Source organism: Sulfuriferula nivalis (genome assembly GCF_009937995.1).
In the GTDB taxonomy this organism is placed as follows: domain Bacteria; phylum Pseudomonadota; class Gammaproteobacteria; order Burkholderiales; family Sulfuriferulaceae; genus Sulfuriferula; species Sulfuriferula nivalis.
The window spans coordinates 3278277-3295782 of sequence record NZ_AP021881.1 but is presented as its reverse complement, the minus strand read 5'-3'; the positions used below and the strand labels follow the sequence as shown (position 1 = coordinate 3295782).

Annotated in this window: 15 protein-coding genes; 8 read left to right on the top strand and 7 right to left on the bottom strand. The window is 47.7% G+C overall.

The features are described 5' to 3' along the window. Positions 1 to 10: 10 nt before the first annotated feature. Genes miaB through SFSGTM_RS16240 form a run of 4 tightly spaced genes read left to right on the top strand, consistent with a single transcriptional unit; the run spans position 11 to position 3578 of the window. Positions 11 to 1339: a tRNA (N6-isopentenyl adenosine(37)-C2)-methylthiotransferase MiaB gene (gene miaB / locus SFSGTM_RS16255; protein ID WP_198420673.1), complete on the top strand. Its 1329-nt coding sequence runs from the start codon at positions 11 to 13 to the stop codon at positions 1337 to 1339. Next, positions 1339 to 2277 (top strand): PhoH family protein, encoded by a 939-nt coding sequence (locus SFSGTM_RS16250; protein WP_162086070.1) that lies wholly within the window; start codon positions 1339 to 1341, stop codon positions 2275 to 2277. Before miaB ends, SFSGTM_RS16250 begins: the two co-directional genes overlap by 1 nt. Beyond that, positions 2252 to 2752: an rRNA maturation RNase YbeY gene (gene ybeY, locus SFSGTM_RS16245; RefSeq protein WP_162086069.1), complete on the top strand. Its 501-nt coding sequence runs from the start codon at positions 2252 to 2254 to the stop codon at positions 2750 to 2752. Before SFSGTM_RS16250 ends, ybeY begins: the two co-directional genes overlap by 26 nt. Continuing rightward, on the top strand, positions 2745 to 3578 hold the full coding sequence (locus SFSGTM_RS16240) for a CorC family transporter (protein ID WP_162086068.1): 834 nt from the start codon (positions 2745 to 2747) through the stop codon (positions 3576 to 3578). Before ybeY ends, SFSGTM_RS16240 begins: the two co-directional genes overlap by 8 nt. Before the next feature lie 57 nt (positions 3579 to 3635). Here SFSGTM_RS16240 and fba read toward each other — a convergent pair whose 3' ends face one another. The 7 genes from fba to SFSGTM_RS16205 form a co-directional block, all read right to left on the bottom strand. Then, complete coding sequence (gene fba, locus SFSGTM_RS16235) at positions 3636 to 4700, bottom strand: class II fructose-bisphosphate aldolase (RefSeq protein WP_162086067.1); 1065 nt, start codon at positions 4698 to 4700, stop codon at positions 3636 to 3638. Between the two features lie 27 nt (positions 4701 to 4727). Continuing rightward, entirely contained in the window at positions 4728 to 6170 is a 1443-nt protein-coding gene (gene pyk, locus SFSGTM_RS16230) for a pyruvate kinase (protein WP_162086066.1), read from the bottom strand. A 57-nt stretch (positions 6171 to 6227) separates the two neighbouring features. Further along, positions 6228 to 7409: a phosphoglycerate kinase gene (locus tag SFSGTM_RS16225; protein ID WP_162086065.1), complete on the bottom strand. Its 1182-nt coding sequence runs from the start codon at positions 7407 to 7409 to the stop codon at positions 6228 to 6230. Between the two features lie 96 nt (positions 7410 to 7505). Next, positions 7506 to 8504: a type I glyceraldehyde-3-phosphate dehydrogenase gene (gene gap / locus SFSGTM_RS16220; protein WP_162086064.1), complete on the bottom strand. Its 999-nt coding sequence runs from the start codon at positions 8502 to 8504 to the stop codon at positions 7506 to 7508. A 71-nt stretch (positions 8505 to 8575) separates the two neighbouring features. Next, positions 8576 to 10561 (bottom strand): transketolase, encoded by a 1986-nt coding sequence (gene tkt, locus SFSGTM_RS16215; protein WP_162086063.1) that lies wholly within the window; start codon positions 10559 to 10561, stop codon positions 8576 to 8578. 130 nt (positions 10562 to 10691) lie between these two features. Further along, positions 10692 to 11495, bottom strand: a complete 804-nt coding sequence (locus SFSGTM_RS16210; protein ID WP_162086062.1) for an inositol monophosphatase family protein — start codon at positions 11493 to 11495, stop codon at positions 10692 to 10694. 4 nt (positions 11496 to 11499) lie between these two features. Continuing rightward, entirely contained in the window at positions 11500 to 12054 is a 555-nt protein-coding gene (locus SFSGTM_RS16205) for a thioredoxin family protein (RefSeq protein WP_162086388.1), read from the bottom strand. A 68-nt stretch (positions 12055 to 12122) separates the two neighbouring features. Between SFSGTM_RS16205 and SFSGTM_RS16200 the strand changes: the two genes are divergently transcribed. From SFSGTM_RS16200 to SFSGTM_RS16185, 4 genes are all read left to right on the top strand, one after another. Further along, on the top strand, positions 12123 to 12848 hold the full coding sequence (locus tag SFSGTM_RS16200) for a 16S rRNA (uracil(1498)-N(3))-methyltransferase (RefSeq protein ID WP_162086061.1): 726 nt from the start codon (positions 12123 to 12125) through the stop codon (positions 12846 to 12848). Between the two features lie 40 nt (positions 12849 to 12888). Continuing rightward, positions 12889 to 14232, top strand: a complete 1344-nt coding sequence (gene argA / locus SFSGTM_RS16195) for an amino-acid N-acetyltransferase (protein WP_232526002.1) — start codon at positions 12889 to 12891, stop codon at positions 14230 to 14232. Between the two features lie 67 nt (positions 14233 to 14299). Beyond that, positions 14300 to 15139, top strand: coding sequence for a phosphate/phosphite/phosphonate ABC transporter substrate-binding protein (locus tag SFSGTM_RS16190; RefSeq protein ID WP_162086060.1), 840 nt, complete (start codon positions 14300 to 14302; stop codon positions 15137 to 15139). Between the two features lie 29 nt (positions 15140 to 15168). Continuing rightward, complete coding sequence (locus tag SFSGTM_RS16185; protein WP_162086059.1) at positions 15169 to 17466, top strand: EAL domain-containing protein; 2298 nt, start codon at positions 15169 to 15171, stop codon at positions 17464 to 17466. Positions 17467 to 17506: the final 40 nt, after the last annotated feature.

Genomic DNA, 17506 nt, shown 5'->3' with positions numbered 1-17506 from the left:
TACAGCGTAAATTGTGAAAAAAATCTATATCAAAACATTTGGTTGCCAGATGAACGAGTATGACTCGGACATCATGGCAGATGTAATGCGTGATGCCGAAGGCTTAACGCCAACTGACAATCCTGCTGACGCAGATGTCATCCTGTTCAACACCTGTTCAGTACGTGAAAAAGCGCAAGAGAAGGTGTTTTCCGATCTGGGTCGCGTACGCGAACTGAAAGAAGCCAATCCCAATTTACTTATCGGCGTAGGCGGGTGTGTTGCCAGCCAGGAAGGCGCAACTATTATTTCTCGCGCCCCTTATGTCGATGTGGTATTCGGTCCACAAACCTTGCATCGCCTGCCAGAACTGCTAGCGCAACGTCGCGCGACAGGTCGTCCGCAGCTAGATATTTCCTTCCCTGAAATTGAAAAATTCGACAACCTACCCACCCCCAGTGTTGATGGCGGTGCTGCTTTTGTGTCGATTATGGAAGGCTGTTCCAAATATTGCTCGTTCTGTGTTGTCCCTTATACGCGCGGAGAAGAAGTCTCGCGTCCGTTCGATGACATTCTGGCTGAAATTGCCAAACTCACCGCACAAGGTGTAAAAGAAATCCATTTATTAGGGCAAAACGTCAATGCTTATCGTGGCGTGATGGAAGATGGCGAAATGGCTGATTTCGCCTTATTGCTGGATTATGTCCACGACATGCCCGGCGTGGAACGATTGCGCTTTACCACCAGCCATCCACGTGAATTTACTCAACGCTTGATAGATTGCTACGCACGCTTGCCGAAACTGGTCTCGTTGTTGCACTTACCTGTGCAATCAGGTTCAGACCGCATTCTGGCTGCAATGAAACGCGGCTATACCGCATTGGAATTCAAATCCATCGTCCGACGTTTACGTGAAATACGCCCCGGCATGGAGATTTCTTCCGATTTCATTATCGGGTTCCCTGGTGAGACCGATGCTGATTTTGATGCAACGATGAAACTGATAAATGACATCGGCTTTGACTCTTCCTATAGCTTTATTTACAGCAAACGTCCGGGCACACCTGCCGCAGATTTGCCCGATGACGTGCCACAATCAGTGAAACAGACCCGCTTGTTAGCTTTAAAAGAAGCGGTGGATGTACATGTACATAACATCAGCTTTGCCATGGTTGGTACAACACAGCGCGTGCTGGTGACTGGTGTAAGCAAAAAGGACGAGCACATATTAAGCGGACGTACCGACAACAACCGCAGTGTGCATTTTGCTGCTGATGCCAGCCTAGTCGGACAATTCGTCACCATTAAAATAACCAATGCGCAGACCTACAGCCTGCGTGGCGAACTGGTTAGCGCATAATGCAAATTACTTTTAGCCCTGTAGACAATCACAAGCTGGCTAATTTATGTGGCGTACTGGAAGAAAACTTGCGCCAGATAGAAACCGCGCTGGATGTCACCATCAGTCGTCGCGGCGAACATTTCAATCTCAGCGGCACGACTCATGCGACACGTCTGGCTAGCAATTTGCTCAAACAGTTTTATACTCAGGCAGACCATGCAATTCCACTGGATAGCTTGCAGCTTGCACTAGTCGAAATGAGCCATCAAACCGAAGCCAACCTTGCCGATACAGCACCAACGTTAATGACGCGTCGTAGCGATTTACGTGGTCGCACTCCGCGGCAAACGGATTATCTTAAACAAATTCAGGCACACGATATTACCTTTGGAGTCGGACCGGCGGGCACAGGCAAGACTTTTCTTGCTGTAGCCAGTGCAGTTGACGCGCTGGAGCGTGATTTGGTAAAACGCATTATCCTCACTCGCCCAGCGGTAGAAGCCGGTGAACGGCTGGGGTTTCTTCCAGGCGATTTGACACAAAAAATAGACCCTTACTTGCGTCCATTATATGATGCACTGTATGACTTAATGGGTTCAGACAAAATGTCCAAGTTATTTGAACGCGGCACGATAGAAATTGCCCCACTCGCCTATATGCGTGGGCGTACTTTAAACGCTGCATTTATCATTCTGGACGAAGCCCAAAACACTACGCCTGAGCAGATGAAAATGTTCCTGACGCGCATCGGTTTTGGCTCCAAAGTCGTGATTACGGGTGACGTCACCCAGGTTGACCTGGCCCGCCATCAAAAAAGTGGTTTAGTAGATGCCGCCGAAGTGCTGCAAGATGTTCGTGGTATTGCCTTTACCCATTTCCTGTCCGAAGATGTTGTCCGCCATCCGCTGGTGGCACGCATCGTAAATGCTTATGAAAAACGTGACCAAGCCCGCTGACCCCACCCCCCGAAGACAAAAGCCGCGTGCGACTATCTCAGTTCAGCGCGGCACCCGCGCCATAGACGCACCCACCCGCAACGAAATCATGCGCTTTGCCCGATCTGCAATGATGCGCGATATGGAAATCACCCTACGTATCGTTAATGAAATCGAAGGCCAACAACTCAATTTCGATTATCGTCATAAAGATTACGCCACCAATGTGCTATCGTTCGTTTATACATCCGAACCCACAGTCCATGGTGATTTGGTTTTGTGTGCGCCAGTGATTAGCCGGGAGGCAGTCGAACAAGGCAAATCCATATTAGCGCACTATGCGCATATGATAGTTCATGGCGTTTTGCATTTACACGGTTATGACCACATCAGCGAAGCTGAAGCCGAGGAAATGGAAGCATTGGAAATTGATATCGTAACTGGATTAGGTTTTGCCAATCCCTACTTACAAATGGAGTCTTTGCATCATGGATGAACCGTCTAAACCCAGCTGGTTTGAACGATTAGGCGCATTACTCAGCCCCGAACCTGAAACGCGTGATGAGCTATTAGATATATTACAGGGTGCGTATCAGCACAACCTGCTGGATGCAGATGCGCTGGCAATGATAGAAGGTGTACTGCAGGTCTCAGAAATACAAGTACGCGACATCATGATCCCACGCGCACAAATGGATATGATAGACATCGATGACACACCTGATGAATTTATTCCTTCCGCCATTGAAGCTGCTCACTCACGCTTTCCCGTATTCGATAAAAACAAAGACGACATAATTGGCATATTACTAGCCAAGGATTTATTGCGTTACTACACTGAACCCAGCTTTCATGTCCGTGAAATGCTGCGTCCTGCGGTGTTTATTCCTGAATCAAAACGGCTTAATGTACTGCTTAAAGAGTTTCGCGCCAGTCGCAACCACATGGCTATCGTTGTAGATGAATATGGTGGTGTTGCGGGTCTGGTGACAATTGAAGACGTGCTTGAGCAGATAGTTGGTGATATAGAAGACGAGTATGACTTCGATGATGCTGAAGACAGCATTATTCCCGACAAGTTTGGTAAGTTTCGCGTTAAAGCCACCACCGAAATTGCCGACTTTAATGCTTTTATGCAAAGCAAGCTCGATGAGACTGATTTCGATACCATAGCCGGATTAGTTATTAATCGTTTTGGTCATTTACCCAAACGTGGTGAAGCTATTGCTTTCGACGGCTTCAAATTCGAAATATTGCGTGCCGATAGTCGACGTGTGCATATGCTGCTAATCGAAAAATCTGCCCAACAACCTTTGCTCTAATTATCCGACGCAATAAAAAAGGCAGCCTAAGCTGCCTTTTTTATTGCGTCAAACCTATTACTTGATAATCGCAGCCAATTCGCCTTTAGCGTATTTAGCAGCCATTTTTTCCAAGTCCACAGCTTTGATTTTGCTTGCTTGACCAGCTGAACCAAATGCTTCATAACGCAATCTGCAAATCTCTTGCATCGCTTTAGTAGAAGCAATCAGGAATTTGCGTGGATCAAATTCTGAACGGTTTTCAGCCAAGAATTTACGCACAGCACCAGTAGAAGCCATACGCAAGTCAGTATCAATATTTACTTTACGCACACCGTGCTTGATACCTTCAACGATTTCTTCAACAGGCACGCCATATGTTTCACCCATATCACCACCAAAATCGTTGATGATCTTCAACCATTCTTGTGGCACTGAAGAAGAACCGTGCATGACCAAGTGGGTGTTAGGAATACGTGCGTGAATTTCTTTGATACGGCTGATAGCCAGAATATCACCTGTAGGTGGACGTGTGAATTTGTAAGCACCATGTGAAGTACCAATCGCGATCGCCAAAGCATCAACACCTGTTTTCTTAACGAAATCAGCTGCTTCTTCTGGGTCTGTCAACAATTGTGAATGATCCAGCACGCCTTCTGCACCTTGACCATCTTCTTCGCCAGCCATACCGGTTTCCAGTGAACCCAGACAACCTAACTCACCTTCAACTGAAACGCCAACTGAGTGAGCGATTTCGACAACTTTACGCGTGATTTCCACGTTGTATTCATAGCTTGCAGGTGTCTTACCGTCTTCTTTCAAAGAACCGTCCATCATTACTGATGAAAAACCATCGGTAATTGAACGTACACAAACAGGCATAGAAGCACCGTGATCCTGATGCATAACAACTGGAATATGTGGATACGCTTCAACTGCAGCAGTAATCAAATGACGCAAAAAGCTCGCACCCGCATATTTGCGTGCGCCTGCTGATGCTTGCATGATCACTGGGCTGTTACATGCATCAGCTGCCTGCATGATAGCGTGAACTTGCTCAAGGTTGTTTACGTTAAACGCAGGTAAACCATAACCGTTTTCTGCTGCGTGATCCAATAATTGACGTAATGAAACGAGTGCCATTGCAATCTCCTACCTAGGTTAAAAAAATTAATTGTTGCGTGTTTTGTACTCGCCGACCTTAACTATCTTCATGGTGTTGGTACCACCTGCCTGTCCAATAGGCTCACCGATAGTCAATACGATCAAATCACCTTCACGCACCGCGCCACGACGGCGCAACTCTTCTTCAGCTTCTATTAGCAGCTCATCCCTGTCCTTACTATCAACTTTGAAATTGATAGGGTACACGCCACGGTACAAAGTCACTTTACGACGCGTACCGACTTCAGGCGTCAACGCATAAATAGGCACAGCTGTGCTTACTCGTGACATCCACAGGCAGGTTGAACCTGATTGAGTCAATGCAGCAATCGCTTTCACATTTTCTAAATGTGTAGCCGTATAAATAGCAGCCAGAGCGATAGACTCATCTACTTCCACTATTTCAGTAGTCGCATGCCTTCTATTGAACTCTATCCCGGTTTCTTTCTCTGCTTCTATACAGACCCGATGCATTGCTGCTATCGCTTCTACTGGATACAATCCTGCAGCCGTTTCTGCTGACAACATAACCGCATCAGTACCATCCAGCACCGCATTTGCCACGTCAGATACCTCTGCACGCGTAGGAATCGGATTTTGTATCATTGATTCCATCATCTGGGTTGCAGTAATCACTGGGCGATTATGTTTACGCGCAATGCGTATCATTTTCTTTTGTAACGCAGGTACTGCAGCATCACCAACTTCAACACCCAAGTCTCCACGTGCCACCATGATGGCATCTGAAGCCAGCACGATTTCTTCTAAAGCTTCAATAGCTTCAGCTCGTTCAATTTTAGCCACCAACATACCATGACCGCCAGCTTCTTTAAGCAGGCGACGAGCCAAATGCATATCTTCTGCAGACCGTGGAAAAGAAATAGCGATGTAATCAGCTTGTAATGCCGCCGCAGTTTTCAGATCTTCAATATCTTTCTCGGTCAAAGCCGCTGCTGACAGGCCACCACCTTTGCGGTTAATACCTTTATTATTTGAAAGCACGCCACCTTGTATGACTTTGCAAATAATTTCCGCGCCTTTAACCTCTTCTACCCACATTTCGATGCGGCCATCATCCAGTAGCAATGTTGCACCACGCTCCAGATCTTTAGGCAGATCTTTATAATCCAGACCTACACGCTCCTGATTACCTAAAGTACAGTTCGCATCAAGTATAAATTTATCCCCTGTTTCCAAGGTGATCTTTGTATTCTCAAACTTACCCACACGAATTTTTGGACCTTGCAAATCCGCTAACACGCCAACTGCGCGACCGCGCGCACGAGCAAGCGAACGGACTAATTCAGCACGGTCTATATGATCTTGGGCTGTACCATGAGAAAAGTTCAAACGCACTACATCCAAACCCGCTTCCATCATTGCATCCAATACTTTTGCATCGTTTGATGAAGGGCCTAATGTTGCGACTATCTTAGTTCTGCGTATCATTGAAATTTACCAGTTCTCACTAAAATTAAGGGGCGCAACTTTGCACCCCACTCTGACTTAACCTGCTGCGCGTTGTTCCAGAATTTCTACTGCTGGCAATGTCTTACCTTCCAGGAATTCCAGGAAAGCGCCGCCTGCTGTAGAAATATATGAAACTTTATCGAAGATATCATATTTCTGTATCGCTGCAATAGTGTCACCACCACCAGCCAAAGTAAACGCGCTGGTATTAGCAATCGCATCAGCTATGGTTTTTGTACCTGCGCCAAATTGATCAAACTCAAACACACCAACTGGACCATTCCAAACCACGGTACCCGCTTTCATGATAATGTCTGCAAGTTCTTGTGCTGATTTTGGGCCGATATCGAAAATCATATCATCATCAGCCACATCGCCCACATCTTTCAACACAGCTGGCTCGTTAGCATCAAATTTCTTTGCACACACCACGTCTACCGCTATTGGTATGGTTGCATTACGTGCAGTCATTTTAACCATCAGTGCCTGAGCTACTGGGACTAAGTCATCTTCACACAATGATTTACCTACGTTTTTGCCTGTTGCCTTGATGAAGGTGTTAGCGATACCACCACCCACAACCAACTGATCCACTTTTTCTGAAAGCGCTTCTAACACGGTCAACTTGGTTGACACTTTAGAGCCACCTACGATTGCTACCATAGGACGAGCTGGACTTAACAATGCTTTAGTCAACGCTTCCAACTCTTCCGTCAGCAGAATACCTGCGGCGGCGATAGGTGCAAATTTAGCCACACCATGGGTAGAAGCCTCTGCACGGTGAGCTGTACCAAATGCGTCCATCACAAACACATCACACAACGCAGCATATTTTTTCGCTGTTTCATCCAGGCTTTTCTTTTCGCCTACGTTGAAACGCACATTTTCCAGCAGTACTAATTCACCATCTGCCACATCAAAACCACCGTTAATCCAGTCTTTGATTAAACGCACTGGCTTACCGACATTCGCAGACAACACATCTGCTACTGGCTGCAATGAATTCTCAGCAGAAAACTCACCTTCAGTTGGGCGACCCAAATGCGACGTAACCATCACCTTAGCGCCCGCTTTCATGCAATGCTCAATAGTGCGCATAGAAGCAGTAATACGCGCATCAGAAGTGACTTTGCCATCTTTAACAGGCACATTCATATCAGCACGAATAAATACACGTTTACCTTTAAGATCAAGATCAGTTACTTTGATAACAGCCATGCAATTCTCCAAATTTAAGTAAGATTTAAGCTTAGGCTTGGATTGCCTAAGCTTAAAACTCACAGTGGGCTGGCAACGCCAACCCACCTACATCAATTACTTAGCTACAGTTTCTACTAAACGTAACATGTTGCATGTGTAACCATATTCGTTATCGTACCAAGCTACGACTTTAACGAAAGTAGCATCCAGCGCAATACCTGCATCTACGTCAAAAATAGATGGGCAAGTATGACCACGGAAGTCAGTTGAAACCACTTTATCAGTGGTATAGCCTAACACGCCCTTCATTTCACCTTCAGAAGCAGCCTTCATTGCAGCGCAAATGTCAGCGTAAGTTGTTTCTTTGAGCAATTCGACTGTCAAATCAACCACTGAAACGTCAGAAGTTGGCACACGGAATGCCATACCAGTCAGTTTCTTGTTCAGTTCAGGAATAACCACGCCTACCGCTTTAGCAGCGCCAGTAGAAGAAGGAATGATGTTTTCCAGAATACCACGACCACCACGCCAGTCTTTGCTTGAAGGACCGTCAACAGTTTTCTGTGTCGCAGTTGCTGCGTGTACAGTTGTCATCAAGCCGCGTTTGATGCCGAAATTATCATTCAACACTTTAGCTACTGGAGCCAAGCAGTTAGTGGTGCAAGAAGCAGCAGAAACAATCGCTTCACCTGCATATTTGGTGTGGTTTACGCCATACACAAACATAGGGGTGTCATCTTTAGATGGTGCGCTTTGTACCACTTTTTTAGCGCCAGCGTTGATGTGTGCCTGGCAGCTTTCTTTGGTCAAGAAGAAACCTGTTGATTCGATAATGATATCAGCACCAACTTCATCCCACTTCAGATTCGCTGGATCACGCTCTGCTGTCAAACGAATTTTTTTGCCATTAACTGTCATGGTGTTGCCTTCAACAGACACTGTGCCATTGAAGCGACCGTGTACTGAATCGTATTGCAACATGTATGCCAAATATTCTGGATCTAACAAGTCATTAATAGCGACGACTTCAATGCTAGGGAAATCTTTAGCGATTGCGCGGAACGCCATACGACCAATACGACCGAAGCCGTTAATACCTACTTTAATTGCCATTGTTACTACTCCTAACGATAAAAAAACCTTACCCTAGCCAGCCAATAAGCTGGCTAGGGTAACGCGTCAAATTACAACACGCCTTTAACTTTGCTTACTACGTTTTCAACTGTGAAGCCGAAATGTTTGAACAATGCTGGAGCAGGGGCAGACTCACCGAATGTATCCATACCCACAACCGCACCTTCCAAACCAACATATTTATGCCAGAAGCCAGTCACACCCGCTTCAATTGCAACGCGCACTATACCTTTAGGCAATACGCTGGCTTTGTAAGCCGCATCTTGACGGTCAAATACGTTAGTAGAAGGCATAGAAACCACGCGAGCAGCAATACCTGACTCAGCCAATGCAGCTTGTGCATTTACTGCCAACTCAACTTCAGAACCAGTTGCAATCAGCACAACTTGTGGATTAGCAACATCTTTCAGCACATAACCACCACGGGCGATATTTGCGACAGTCGCTTCATCACGCGCCATGAATGGCAAGTTTTGACGACTTAAAATCAGACTGGTAGGACCATCATGACGCGCAACACCGAAACCCCAGGCAACAATAGTTTCTACGGTATCGCAAGGACGCCATACATCCATGTTAGGTATCATGCGCAATGTAGCGGTTTGCTCAACTGGCTGGTGAGTAGGACCGTCTTCACCCAGACCGATAGAGTCATGGGTAAATACCCAGATAACGCGCTGTTTCATCAATGCAGCCATACGTAATGCATTACGTGCATACTCAGAGAACATCAGGAATGTACCACCGAATGGCAACAAACCACCATGCAACGCCATACCATTCATAATGTGGCTCATACCAAACTCGCGCACACCGTAGGAAATGTAATTACCTGTAGATTTGCCGTGTACGTGATGGCAACCTGTCCAGTTGGTCAAGTTAGAACCCGTCAAGTCAGCTGAACCACCGAGGAATTCTGGCAATGCAGGTGCCAGTGCATTAATTGCGATTTGTGACGCTTTACGTGTAGCAACTGTTTCCGCCTTAACGTTAATTGCAGCAACTGCTTGTGCCAAATGCGCATCCCAGTTAGCCGGCAATTCACTCGCCATACGGCGTTTGAATTCAGCAGCCTCGGCTGGATAAGCCTTAGCATATTCTGCAAATTTGTTGTTCCACAGCGTTTCCAGACCTTTGCCCTTAGTACGCGCATCCCAGCCTTCATAAACATCAGCAGGAATTTCAAATGGCGCATGGTTCCAACCCAGATTTTTACGAGTATCAGCAACTTCTTGCGCGCCCAAAGCCGCGCCATGCACATCATGCGTACCTTCTTTATTCGGTGAACCTTTACCGATAATGGTTTTGCAGCAGATCATGGTTGGCTTGTCGGTTACCGCTTTTGCAGCTTGCACTGCGGCTTCAACTGCCTCTGCATTGTGACCATCCACGCCAGCAATCACATGCCAGCCGTAAGATTCAAAACGCATAGGCGTATTGTCGGTAAACCAGCCCTCTACGTGACCATCGATAGAAATACCGTTGTCATCCCAGAATGCGATCAGTTTGCCCAGACCCCATGTACCTGCCAGCGCGCACGCTTCGTGGGAAATACCTTCCATCAAGCAACCGTCACCCAGGAACACATAGGTGTGATGATTAACGATTTCATGATCAGGCTTGTTAAATTCAGCTGCCAGCAATTTCTCAGCCATCGCCATACCAACAGCATTGGTGATACCTTGGCCCAAAGGACCGGTAGTTGTTTCTACACCAGCTGTGTAACCATACTCAGGGTGACCTGGCGTTTTAGAATGCATCTGGCGGAAATTCTTGATTTCTTCAATTGGCAAATCATAGCCAGTCAAATGCAATAATGCATAAATCAACATGGAACCATGGCCATTCGACAATACGAAACGGTCGCGATCAGCCCATTTAGGATTTGTTGGATTGTGACGTAGATGGTGATTCCAAACTACTTCAGCAATTTCTGCCATCCCCATAGGTGCGCCTGGGTGACCAGATTTCGCTTTTTCAACAGCATCCATCGCCAATGCGCGGATGGCGTTTGCCAATTCGTTACGAGTTGCCATGCTTCTTCCTTAGAAATAAAAAAATGGGGTGTCAATTGAAACCAAAGGTTATTGATTATCGCCGACATAGGTCATTTCGGCAAGTAAAAACAGCCGTTTTTCATTCAACGCTTTACTGCAAAAACCTTATTCATTCAATGCAAATTGGTGTTATTGCCGCCTTACGTACCCAATCGCGCCACTCATTAAACAAACCCTCTCCCAGCGCCGCAATAACTGAACGCTGCCAAGGTTTTTCTGCCCAGAAATCATCATGAGTAAGCGTGCAACAATGGCCACCTGCTTCTTGCACGATCACGCAACCTGCCGCGTAATCCCAGAGTTTTTGGCCACCGTGCAAATACACATCCATACGCCCCGCCGCCACATAGCACCAGTCCAGCGTGCTTGCGCCAAAATTCCGCTGCGAGCTGTAAGGTGGGCGCATGGCAATCTGCGCAGTGATATTATCGCTGATACGTTTCAGATCAACACCAGCCAGACTGCGCGCCAAATTGGGTGAGCGAGTCGAAATCGGCAAAGCTTCGCCATTCAAAAAAGCACCTTTACCCTGCTCTGCATAAAACATCTCATCAGCAACAGGATCATAAATTACACCCAACACGCTCCGACCATGCCGCATTAGCGCCACTGAAATCGCAAAATAGGGGATACCATTTACAAAATTGGACGTACCGTCTATCGGATCTATGCACCACAATCCCGCATCACCCAAATCCCATTGCGCGGCCTGTTCGGCGTCAGTCATTTCCTCACCCAGCACTGGGTAAGGTGCGATTTTTTGCAACTCCGCCACCAAAGCATTTTGACATGCCATATCGGCCTCAGTGAACATACTGCCGTCTGTTTTACGTGTATGCGCCACTTTCAGATAACGCGGCATAACCTCCGCTTGTGCGACGCGCTTAACAACGTCAATTATTTGATTCAACATGGATTCATTTCCATTTAATAGAGCATCCCATACTTGGAATTTGCGCAGCAGGCCCCTTTTGCGCGGTAGCCACCTGCACCATAGCCTCAAATAAATCACGACGCACACCTTCGGGCGCGGTTTCCTTGCGTGACGCATCAAACCGCCCACGATACTGCAACCCACCGTCACGATTTAAGCCGAAAAAATCGGGGGTACACACTGCATCATAAGCTCGCGCTACTGCTTGTGACTCATCAAACACATAAGGAAACGGGAAATCAAATTCCGCCGCTACTTTAGCCATATTTTCAAAGCTATCTTCAGCATAATCAGCTGGATCATTCGACATAATCGCTATGCTGTTAATCCCGTGCACATCGCGCAACTCACGACAATCGCGCACTAAACGTGGACGTATAGACTGCACATAAGGACAATGATTGCAGATAAACATAACCAGCAAGCCATTTTCGCCCATTGCCGTCGACAGGCTATAACGTTTGCCGTCGATGCCAGGCAAATCAAATTCCGGCGCCTTCCAGCCAAAATCACACACAGGGGTTTGTAAACTAACCATATTCCACTCCGCATACACTAAATTAACGGTTATCATATCATGGACACCCACCCATAGATTAGCCTGTCATGTCACGATTTTATTTCCCCGATACGATACAAACTCATCAAGACTACGCACTTCCCGATGCCGCAGCCCATCATGCCGCACGCGTGCTACGCCTCAACGTTGGCGATCACATCACGTTGTTTAATGGTACAGGCGAAGAATACGCTGCCAGCATTACATTTATTGACAAGCGCAACGTCAATGTACATATCGAAAGCTGCCAAAATACGAGCCGCGAATCACCACTAAAGACCACATTGGTACAAGGAATTTCCAGCGGTGACCGCATGGACTACACTTTGCAAAAAGCCGTCGAACTCGGCGTAACACACATACAGCCAGTCAGTTGTGCACGTAGTGTAGTCAAACTAAATGACGAACGTGCTGATAAGCGCCGCATCCACTGGCAGAATCTGGTTATTTCCGCATGCGAACAATGCGGGCGCAACACCGTGCCCCAAGTTGCACCCGTCATGTCATTAAATGCATGGCTGAATCTCCCCAGCACCAGCCAACTGCGCCTGCTGTTCGCGCCAGACGCCGAACACACACTACACACGTTAGCAGCCCCTACCGGCCCCATAGAATTACTGGCGGGCCCTGAAGGCGGCTTTACACCAGACGAATATCAGGCAGCACTCGCCACACAGCACACCGCCATACGCCTCGGTCCACGCGTATTACGCACCGAAACGGCCGCCCTGGCCGCCCTGAGCGCAATGCAAACCTTATGGGGTGACTTTTAGCGCGTGGACAATACCATCGTTAGCTTATAAACTCATTATCATGCCAACTAAACTCAACGCCATGCCTACCACATCACCCACCTCATTTGTCCACTGGTTCCGTGCTGCCGCACCTTACATTCATGCTTTTCGTGGCAAAACCTTTGTGCTTGCATTTGGTGGTGAAGTATTAAGCGATGGTCATTTCACCCGACTGGCACACGACGTCAATTTACTTAACAGTTTAGGTGTGCGTTTAGTCCTGGTTCACGGCGTACGTCCACAAGTAGAAACCCATCTGATCGAACGCAATGCGGAAATTCGTTACATAGATGGTTTGCGCGTGACTGACGCTGACGCATTGATGTGCGTCAAAGAGGCCGTGGGTGAAGTGCGGGTAGAAATTGAAGCTTTGCTGTCTATGGGGCTTCCCAACAGCCCCATGGCCAATGCCGATATTCGTGTCGCTTCAGGCAATTTTGTCACCGCACGTCCGCTGGGCGTACGTCTGGGTGTCGATTTGCTGCATACAGGTGCGGTACGAAAAATCAACGTAGCCGCAATACGGCAACGTCTTGATGACAACGACATTGTGCTGCTATCACCCCTAGGCTATTCACCCACAGGTGAAATTTTCAACCTGTCGCTTGAAGACGTGGCATGCGCAACTGCTCAGGCATTAGGCGCTGACAAACTCATTTTTTTAATGGAAACTGATGGTGTACAGAATTCAGAAGGCGAATTATTACGCAGCCTGAACGTGACTGAAGCCAAACAATTATTGGCGCACAAGGAACATCTTACTGAAGACGTGGGCTATTACTTACCATGTGCCATCAGCGCCTGCGAGCAAGGCGTACGTCGCGTGCACCTGATTAGCCGCCACACCGATGGCGCATTACTCAGCGAATTGTTTACCCATAATGGTGTAGGCACCATGCTCACCCCCAGCCGTCTGGAAACCCTGCGCACAGCTAACATTGACGACGTGGGTGGCATACTTGCACTCATCCATCCGCTTGAAGAAGAAGGCATGTTAGTGCGCCGCTCCCGTGAGCGACTGGAAATGGAAATCACCCGCTTTATCGTGCTCGAACATGATGGCATGCTCATAGGGTGCGCCGCACTCTACCCATTTACGGATGATAATGCTGGCGAACTGGCCTGCCTTGCCATCCATCCAGACTATCGTGGTCAAGATCGCGGCGACGCGCTACTAGAGTCCATAGAAAGTGCGGCTCGCCAGCTGCATTTAAGCCGTTTATTCGTGCTGACTACCCATACTGCACACTGGTTTATTGAACATGATTTCGTCAATGCCAGCGTCAATGATTTACCAACACAGAAACAACTGCTATACAATTACCAGAGACGGTCCAAAGTGTTTGTAAAAAATATAATATAAGCTGAGCCTTTGCACGACGTAACAAGCCCCATGACCACGCAAACGCTCAACTTCACGAGGAGGGGTCATGAACTTTACGCGTACGTTTTTCTTTAGTCTGTTGCTATTTCTCAGCCTTCCTTTGACTGCATGGGCACAAACTCGCAGCCTGACGTTAGGCATATTTCCCAACCTGCCTGCGCATAAATTAGTCACCATATACCAGCCTCTCGCAATTTATTTAACGCAACAAATTGGGATACCTGTGCGCCTGTCGTCAGCAAAGGACTTCCGGGAGTTTTATCAGGCTACTCGTGACCAAAAATTTGACTTTATCATTACCGCACCAAATCTGGCTGGACTAGCCATGACGGAATCCAACTATCAACCCTTGGCACGTTACACCAATGCTGTTGCAGGATTACTGGTCAGCAAACGCAACACCCACATCGAAAGCTCGGCAGACTGCCGCCATAAAATCATTGCACTCACCGACCCCTTGACCATAGTGCATCAACTCGGAACAAGTTATTTATTATCCCAGGGACTGCAGGAGGGAGTCGACTATCAGTCGATAGTCCTGAATAACCATACCAATGCAGCACTCGCAGTAATGGTCAACAAAGCCGATTGCGCCATCATAGGCAACCTGCCTTATAGCCAAATGGCGGAGGACATTCAGCAAACCCTGCACGTAATTGGCCAGACCAAAGCCGTGGCCAGCCAGTTTTTCATGAGCGCACCCAAACTGGACAAAACCACCAGCGCCAGTCTGCGTAAAGCCTTGCTTAATTTCTCCAACACCCCTGAAGGCGTTAATTTCGCAGCCAATCAGCGTTTGGGCGCCATTGTAATGGCGAATGGACAAGACCTTGCGCCTACCCAGCCTTACGCCGTTATCACCCAATCCTTACTCGCCCAACCGTGAAACTGCCTAATACACCTCTATGGTTAAAAATGCTTATCGCCGCTAGTCTGGTGCAAGCATTGGTTTTGTTGGCGCTGGGCTACACATCGTTCACCACATTCAACAAGGCGCTACAACAACAAACCCAAACGCGTATCAATGAGTTACGCCCACTCCTCAATACCAATATTGCCAACGCCCTGTTCGAACGCGATATTGCCAGCATCAATCTACTATTAAAACGCATACGGCGCGATGATGGCATTGCCTATTTGCGCCTGATAGATGACTCGGGGTCACTCATTGCCACCGAAGGTAAACCCACGCCCGATGCCGTCCACCAAACCCTGCCTATCGAAATTAATGATCTGGTCATAGGCACATTAACATTCGATTTATCAACCACGACTGAGCAGCGCGCTCAACAGGCACTGCTATTACGTGGCTTCTGGATAGCCGTTGCGACCATACTGATTGCGGCCATACTGCTGCTAACATTAAGCATATGGATCACCAAACGCTTACGTCAACTTTCGCTGGCCAGCGAGGCATTCAGTCACGGCAATTTGCATATTCGATTATCAGAGACCGAGCAGGATGAAATAGGCAAACTGAACATCGCCTTTAATCACATGGCCGACACCTTGCAGCAACAAATTGCCGATCTCCATAAATTGCAAACTCAACTCCGCGCTAGTCTGGATCTGGCACAAGCCGAACAAGCGCGTCTCACAGCGTTATTAGCCACCATGAATCTGGGCATCCTGTTTGTGGATAACCAAGGCGCTATCCTCTATAGCAATCCTGCATTTAACAATATATGGCGGCTTAAAAATCCAGAGCAAATGCACGGAAAACTGGCAACACTGGCACTACAAGAATCGGGTATAGCACTCGCCAACCCATCTGCTTTTTCCGAGCATCTGGCACGACCGGGTAAACGCGCCCAGGCGCTGGAAATCGATATGGTGGATGGACGCATCATTACCCACACCATACGCACTATTCATAATATTGATGGACAGCCCATAGGTGAATTATGGATATTCGATGACATCACCCAGTCACGACTTGCGGCAAGCCAGCTCATCTATCTGGCTGAACGCGATGCACTGACTGGTTTGTATAACAGACACAGCTTTGAAAAGGCTTTGAACGCCACCTTTATCGAACATGCTCGTACCCAGCAAGCTGGCGCGCTACTATTTATTGATCTGGATGGTTTCAAGCACATCAACGATACTTTTGGGCACCATGCCGGAGATGAAACGCTGATACGCATCGCTGGCGTCATGAGCAGCCTGATACGCGCAGGTGAAACACTCTACCGCCTCGGTGGTGACGAATTTGCCATACTCCTTAACGTTGCCGGCCAGGCAGACGCACAAACCCTGGCCAGCCGTGTTGTTATCGCCATTGCTCAGATTCCGTTTCATTTTGAAGATCAGGATATCCGCATCACATCCAGCATCGGCATCGCTTTATTCCCGCAGCATGCACAAGATGCTGAAATTTTAGTATCCCGGGCAGACGCGGCGATGTATCAGGCCAAACTCGCAGGCAAGAACAGCTGGCGCATTTATCAGGCGGAACAAGATATTTCACGCGACATGGTACAAACCATGCAATGGAGCCGTCGCATACAACAAGCTTTGGAGAATGAGCTATTCGTATTGCACTTCCAGGGTGTATATCACACTCACAGCAACCGAGTGTCGCACTATGAAGCCTTAATCCGCATGCGCGAAGCTCCCGATGTCGAGCTAGTGGCGCCCGCCCATTTCATTAATATTGCTGAACAATCTGGCCAAATACTCGCCATAGATCGCTGGGTACTTAGTCACAGCATATTAACGCTAGCCACCCGCCCTGATATTCCGGCAATCGCGGTTAATTTATCGGGTCGATCACTCGACGACACCGGACTAACCGATTACATACTGGAATTGCTCACCCATAACCAGATCGATCATGCCAGACTCATGTTTGAAATCACTGAAACAGCTGCACTGTCAGACTTGCAGGATGCCCAGCGCACCATACAGGCGCTTCGCCAGATGGGCTGCTCGGTCAGTCTCGATGACTTTGGCACAGGCTTCGCCTCATTCGCCTATCTTAAATACCTCGATGCCGATGTCCTCAAAATCGACGGCCTGTTTATCCGTAACCTTTGCGAAGAACCAGACAACCGTGTTTTTATTAAGGCCATCGTCGACGTAGCGCATGGGCTGGGTAAGAAAACTGTCGCTGAGTGCGTGGAAACAGCCGAAATTCACATGCTATTACAGGAACTGGGCGTGGATATGATGCAAGGCTATTTCCTGCACAAACCCGCACCTCTCGTCTAAGCCCAAGGTATCGGTGTAGAATAGTAACTTATTTGTTCGT

Bases quoted from the DNA above. Each gene is read 5' to 3' on its own strand.
- SFSGTM_RS16250 (WP_162086070.1), top strand. From the start codon at position 1,339: ATGCAAATTACTTTTAGCCCTGTAGACAATCACAAGCTGGCTAATTTA.
- ybeY (WP_162086069.1), top strand. From the start codon at position 2,252: ATGAAAAACGTGACCAAGCCCGCTGACCCCACCCCCCGAAGACAAAAG.
- SFSGTM_RS16240 (WP_162086068.1), top strand. From the start codon at position 2,745: ATGGATGAACCGTCTAAACCCAGCTGGTTTGAACGATTAGGCGCATTA.
- fba (WP_162086067.1), bottom strand. From the start codon at position 4,700: ATGGCACTCGTTTCATTACGTCAATTATTGGATCACGCAGCAGAAAAC.
- pyk (WP_162086066.1), bottom strand. From the start codon at position 6,170: ATGATACGCAGAACTAAGATAGTCGCAACATTAGGCCCTTCATCAAAC.
- SFSGTM_RS16225 (WP_162086065.1), bottom strand. From the start codon at position 7,409: ATGGCTGTTATCAAAGTAACTGATCTTGATCTTAAAGGTAAACGTGTA.
- gap (WP_162086064.1), bottom strand. From the start codon at position 8,504: ATGGCAATTAAAGTAGGTATTAACGGCTTCGGTCGTATTGGTCGTATG.
- tkt (WP_162086063.1), bottom strand. From the start codon at position 10,561: ATGGCAACTCGTAACGAATTGGCAAACGCCATCCGCGCATTGGCGATG.
- SFSGTM_RS16210 (WP_162086062.1), bottom strand. From the start codon at position 11,495: ATGTTGAATCAAATAATTGACGTTGTTAAGCGCGTCGCACAAGCGGAG.
- SFSGTM_RS16205 (WP_162086388.1), bottom strand. From the start codon at position 12,054: ATGGTTAGTTTACAAACCCCTGTGTGTGATTTTGGCTGGAAGGCGCCG.
- SFSGTM_RS16200 (WP_162086061.1), top strand. From the start codon at position 12,123: ATGTCACGATTTTATTTCCCCGATACGATACAAACTCATCAAGACTAC.
- argA (WP_232526002.1), top strand. From the start codon at position 12,889: ATGCCAACTAAACTCAACGCCATGCCTACCACATCACCCACCTCATTT.
- SFSGTM_RS16190 (WP_162086060.1), top strand. From the start codon at position 14,300: ATGAACTTTACGCGTACGTTTTTCTTTAGTCTGTTGCTATTTCTCAGC.
- SFSGTM_RS16185 (WP_162086059.1), top strand. From the start codon at position 15,169: ATGCTTATCGCCGCTAGTCTGGTGCAAGCATTGGTTTTGTTGGCGCTG.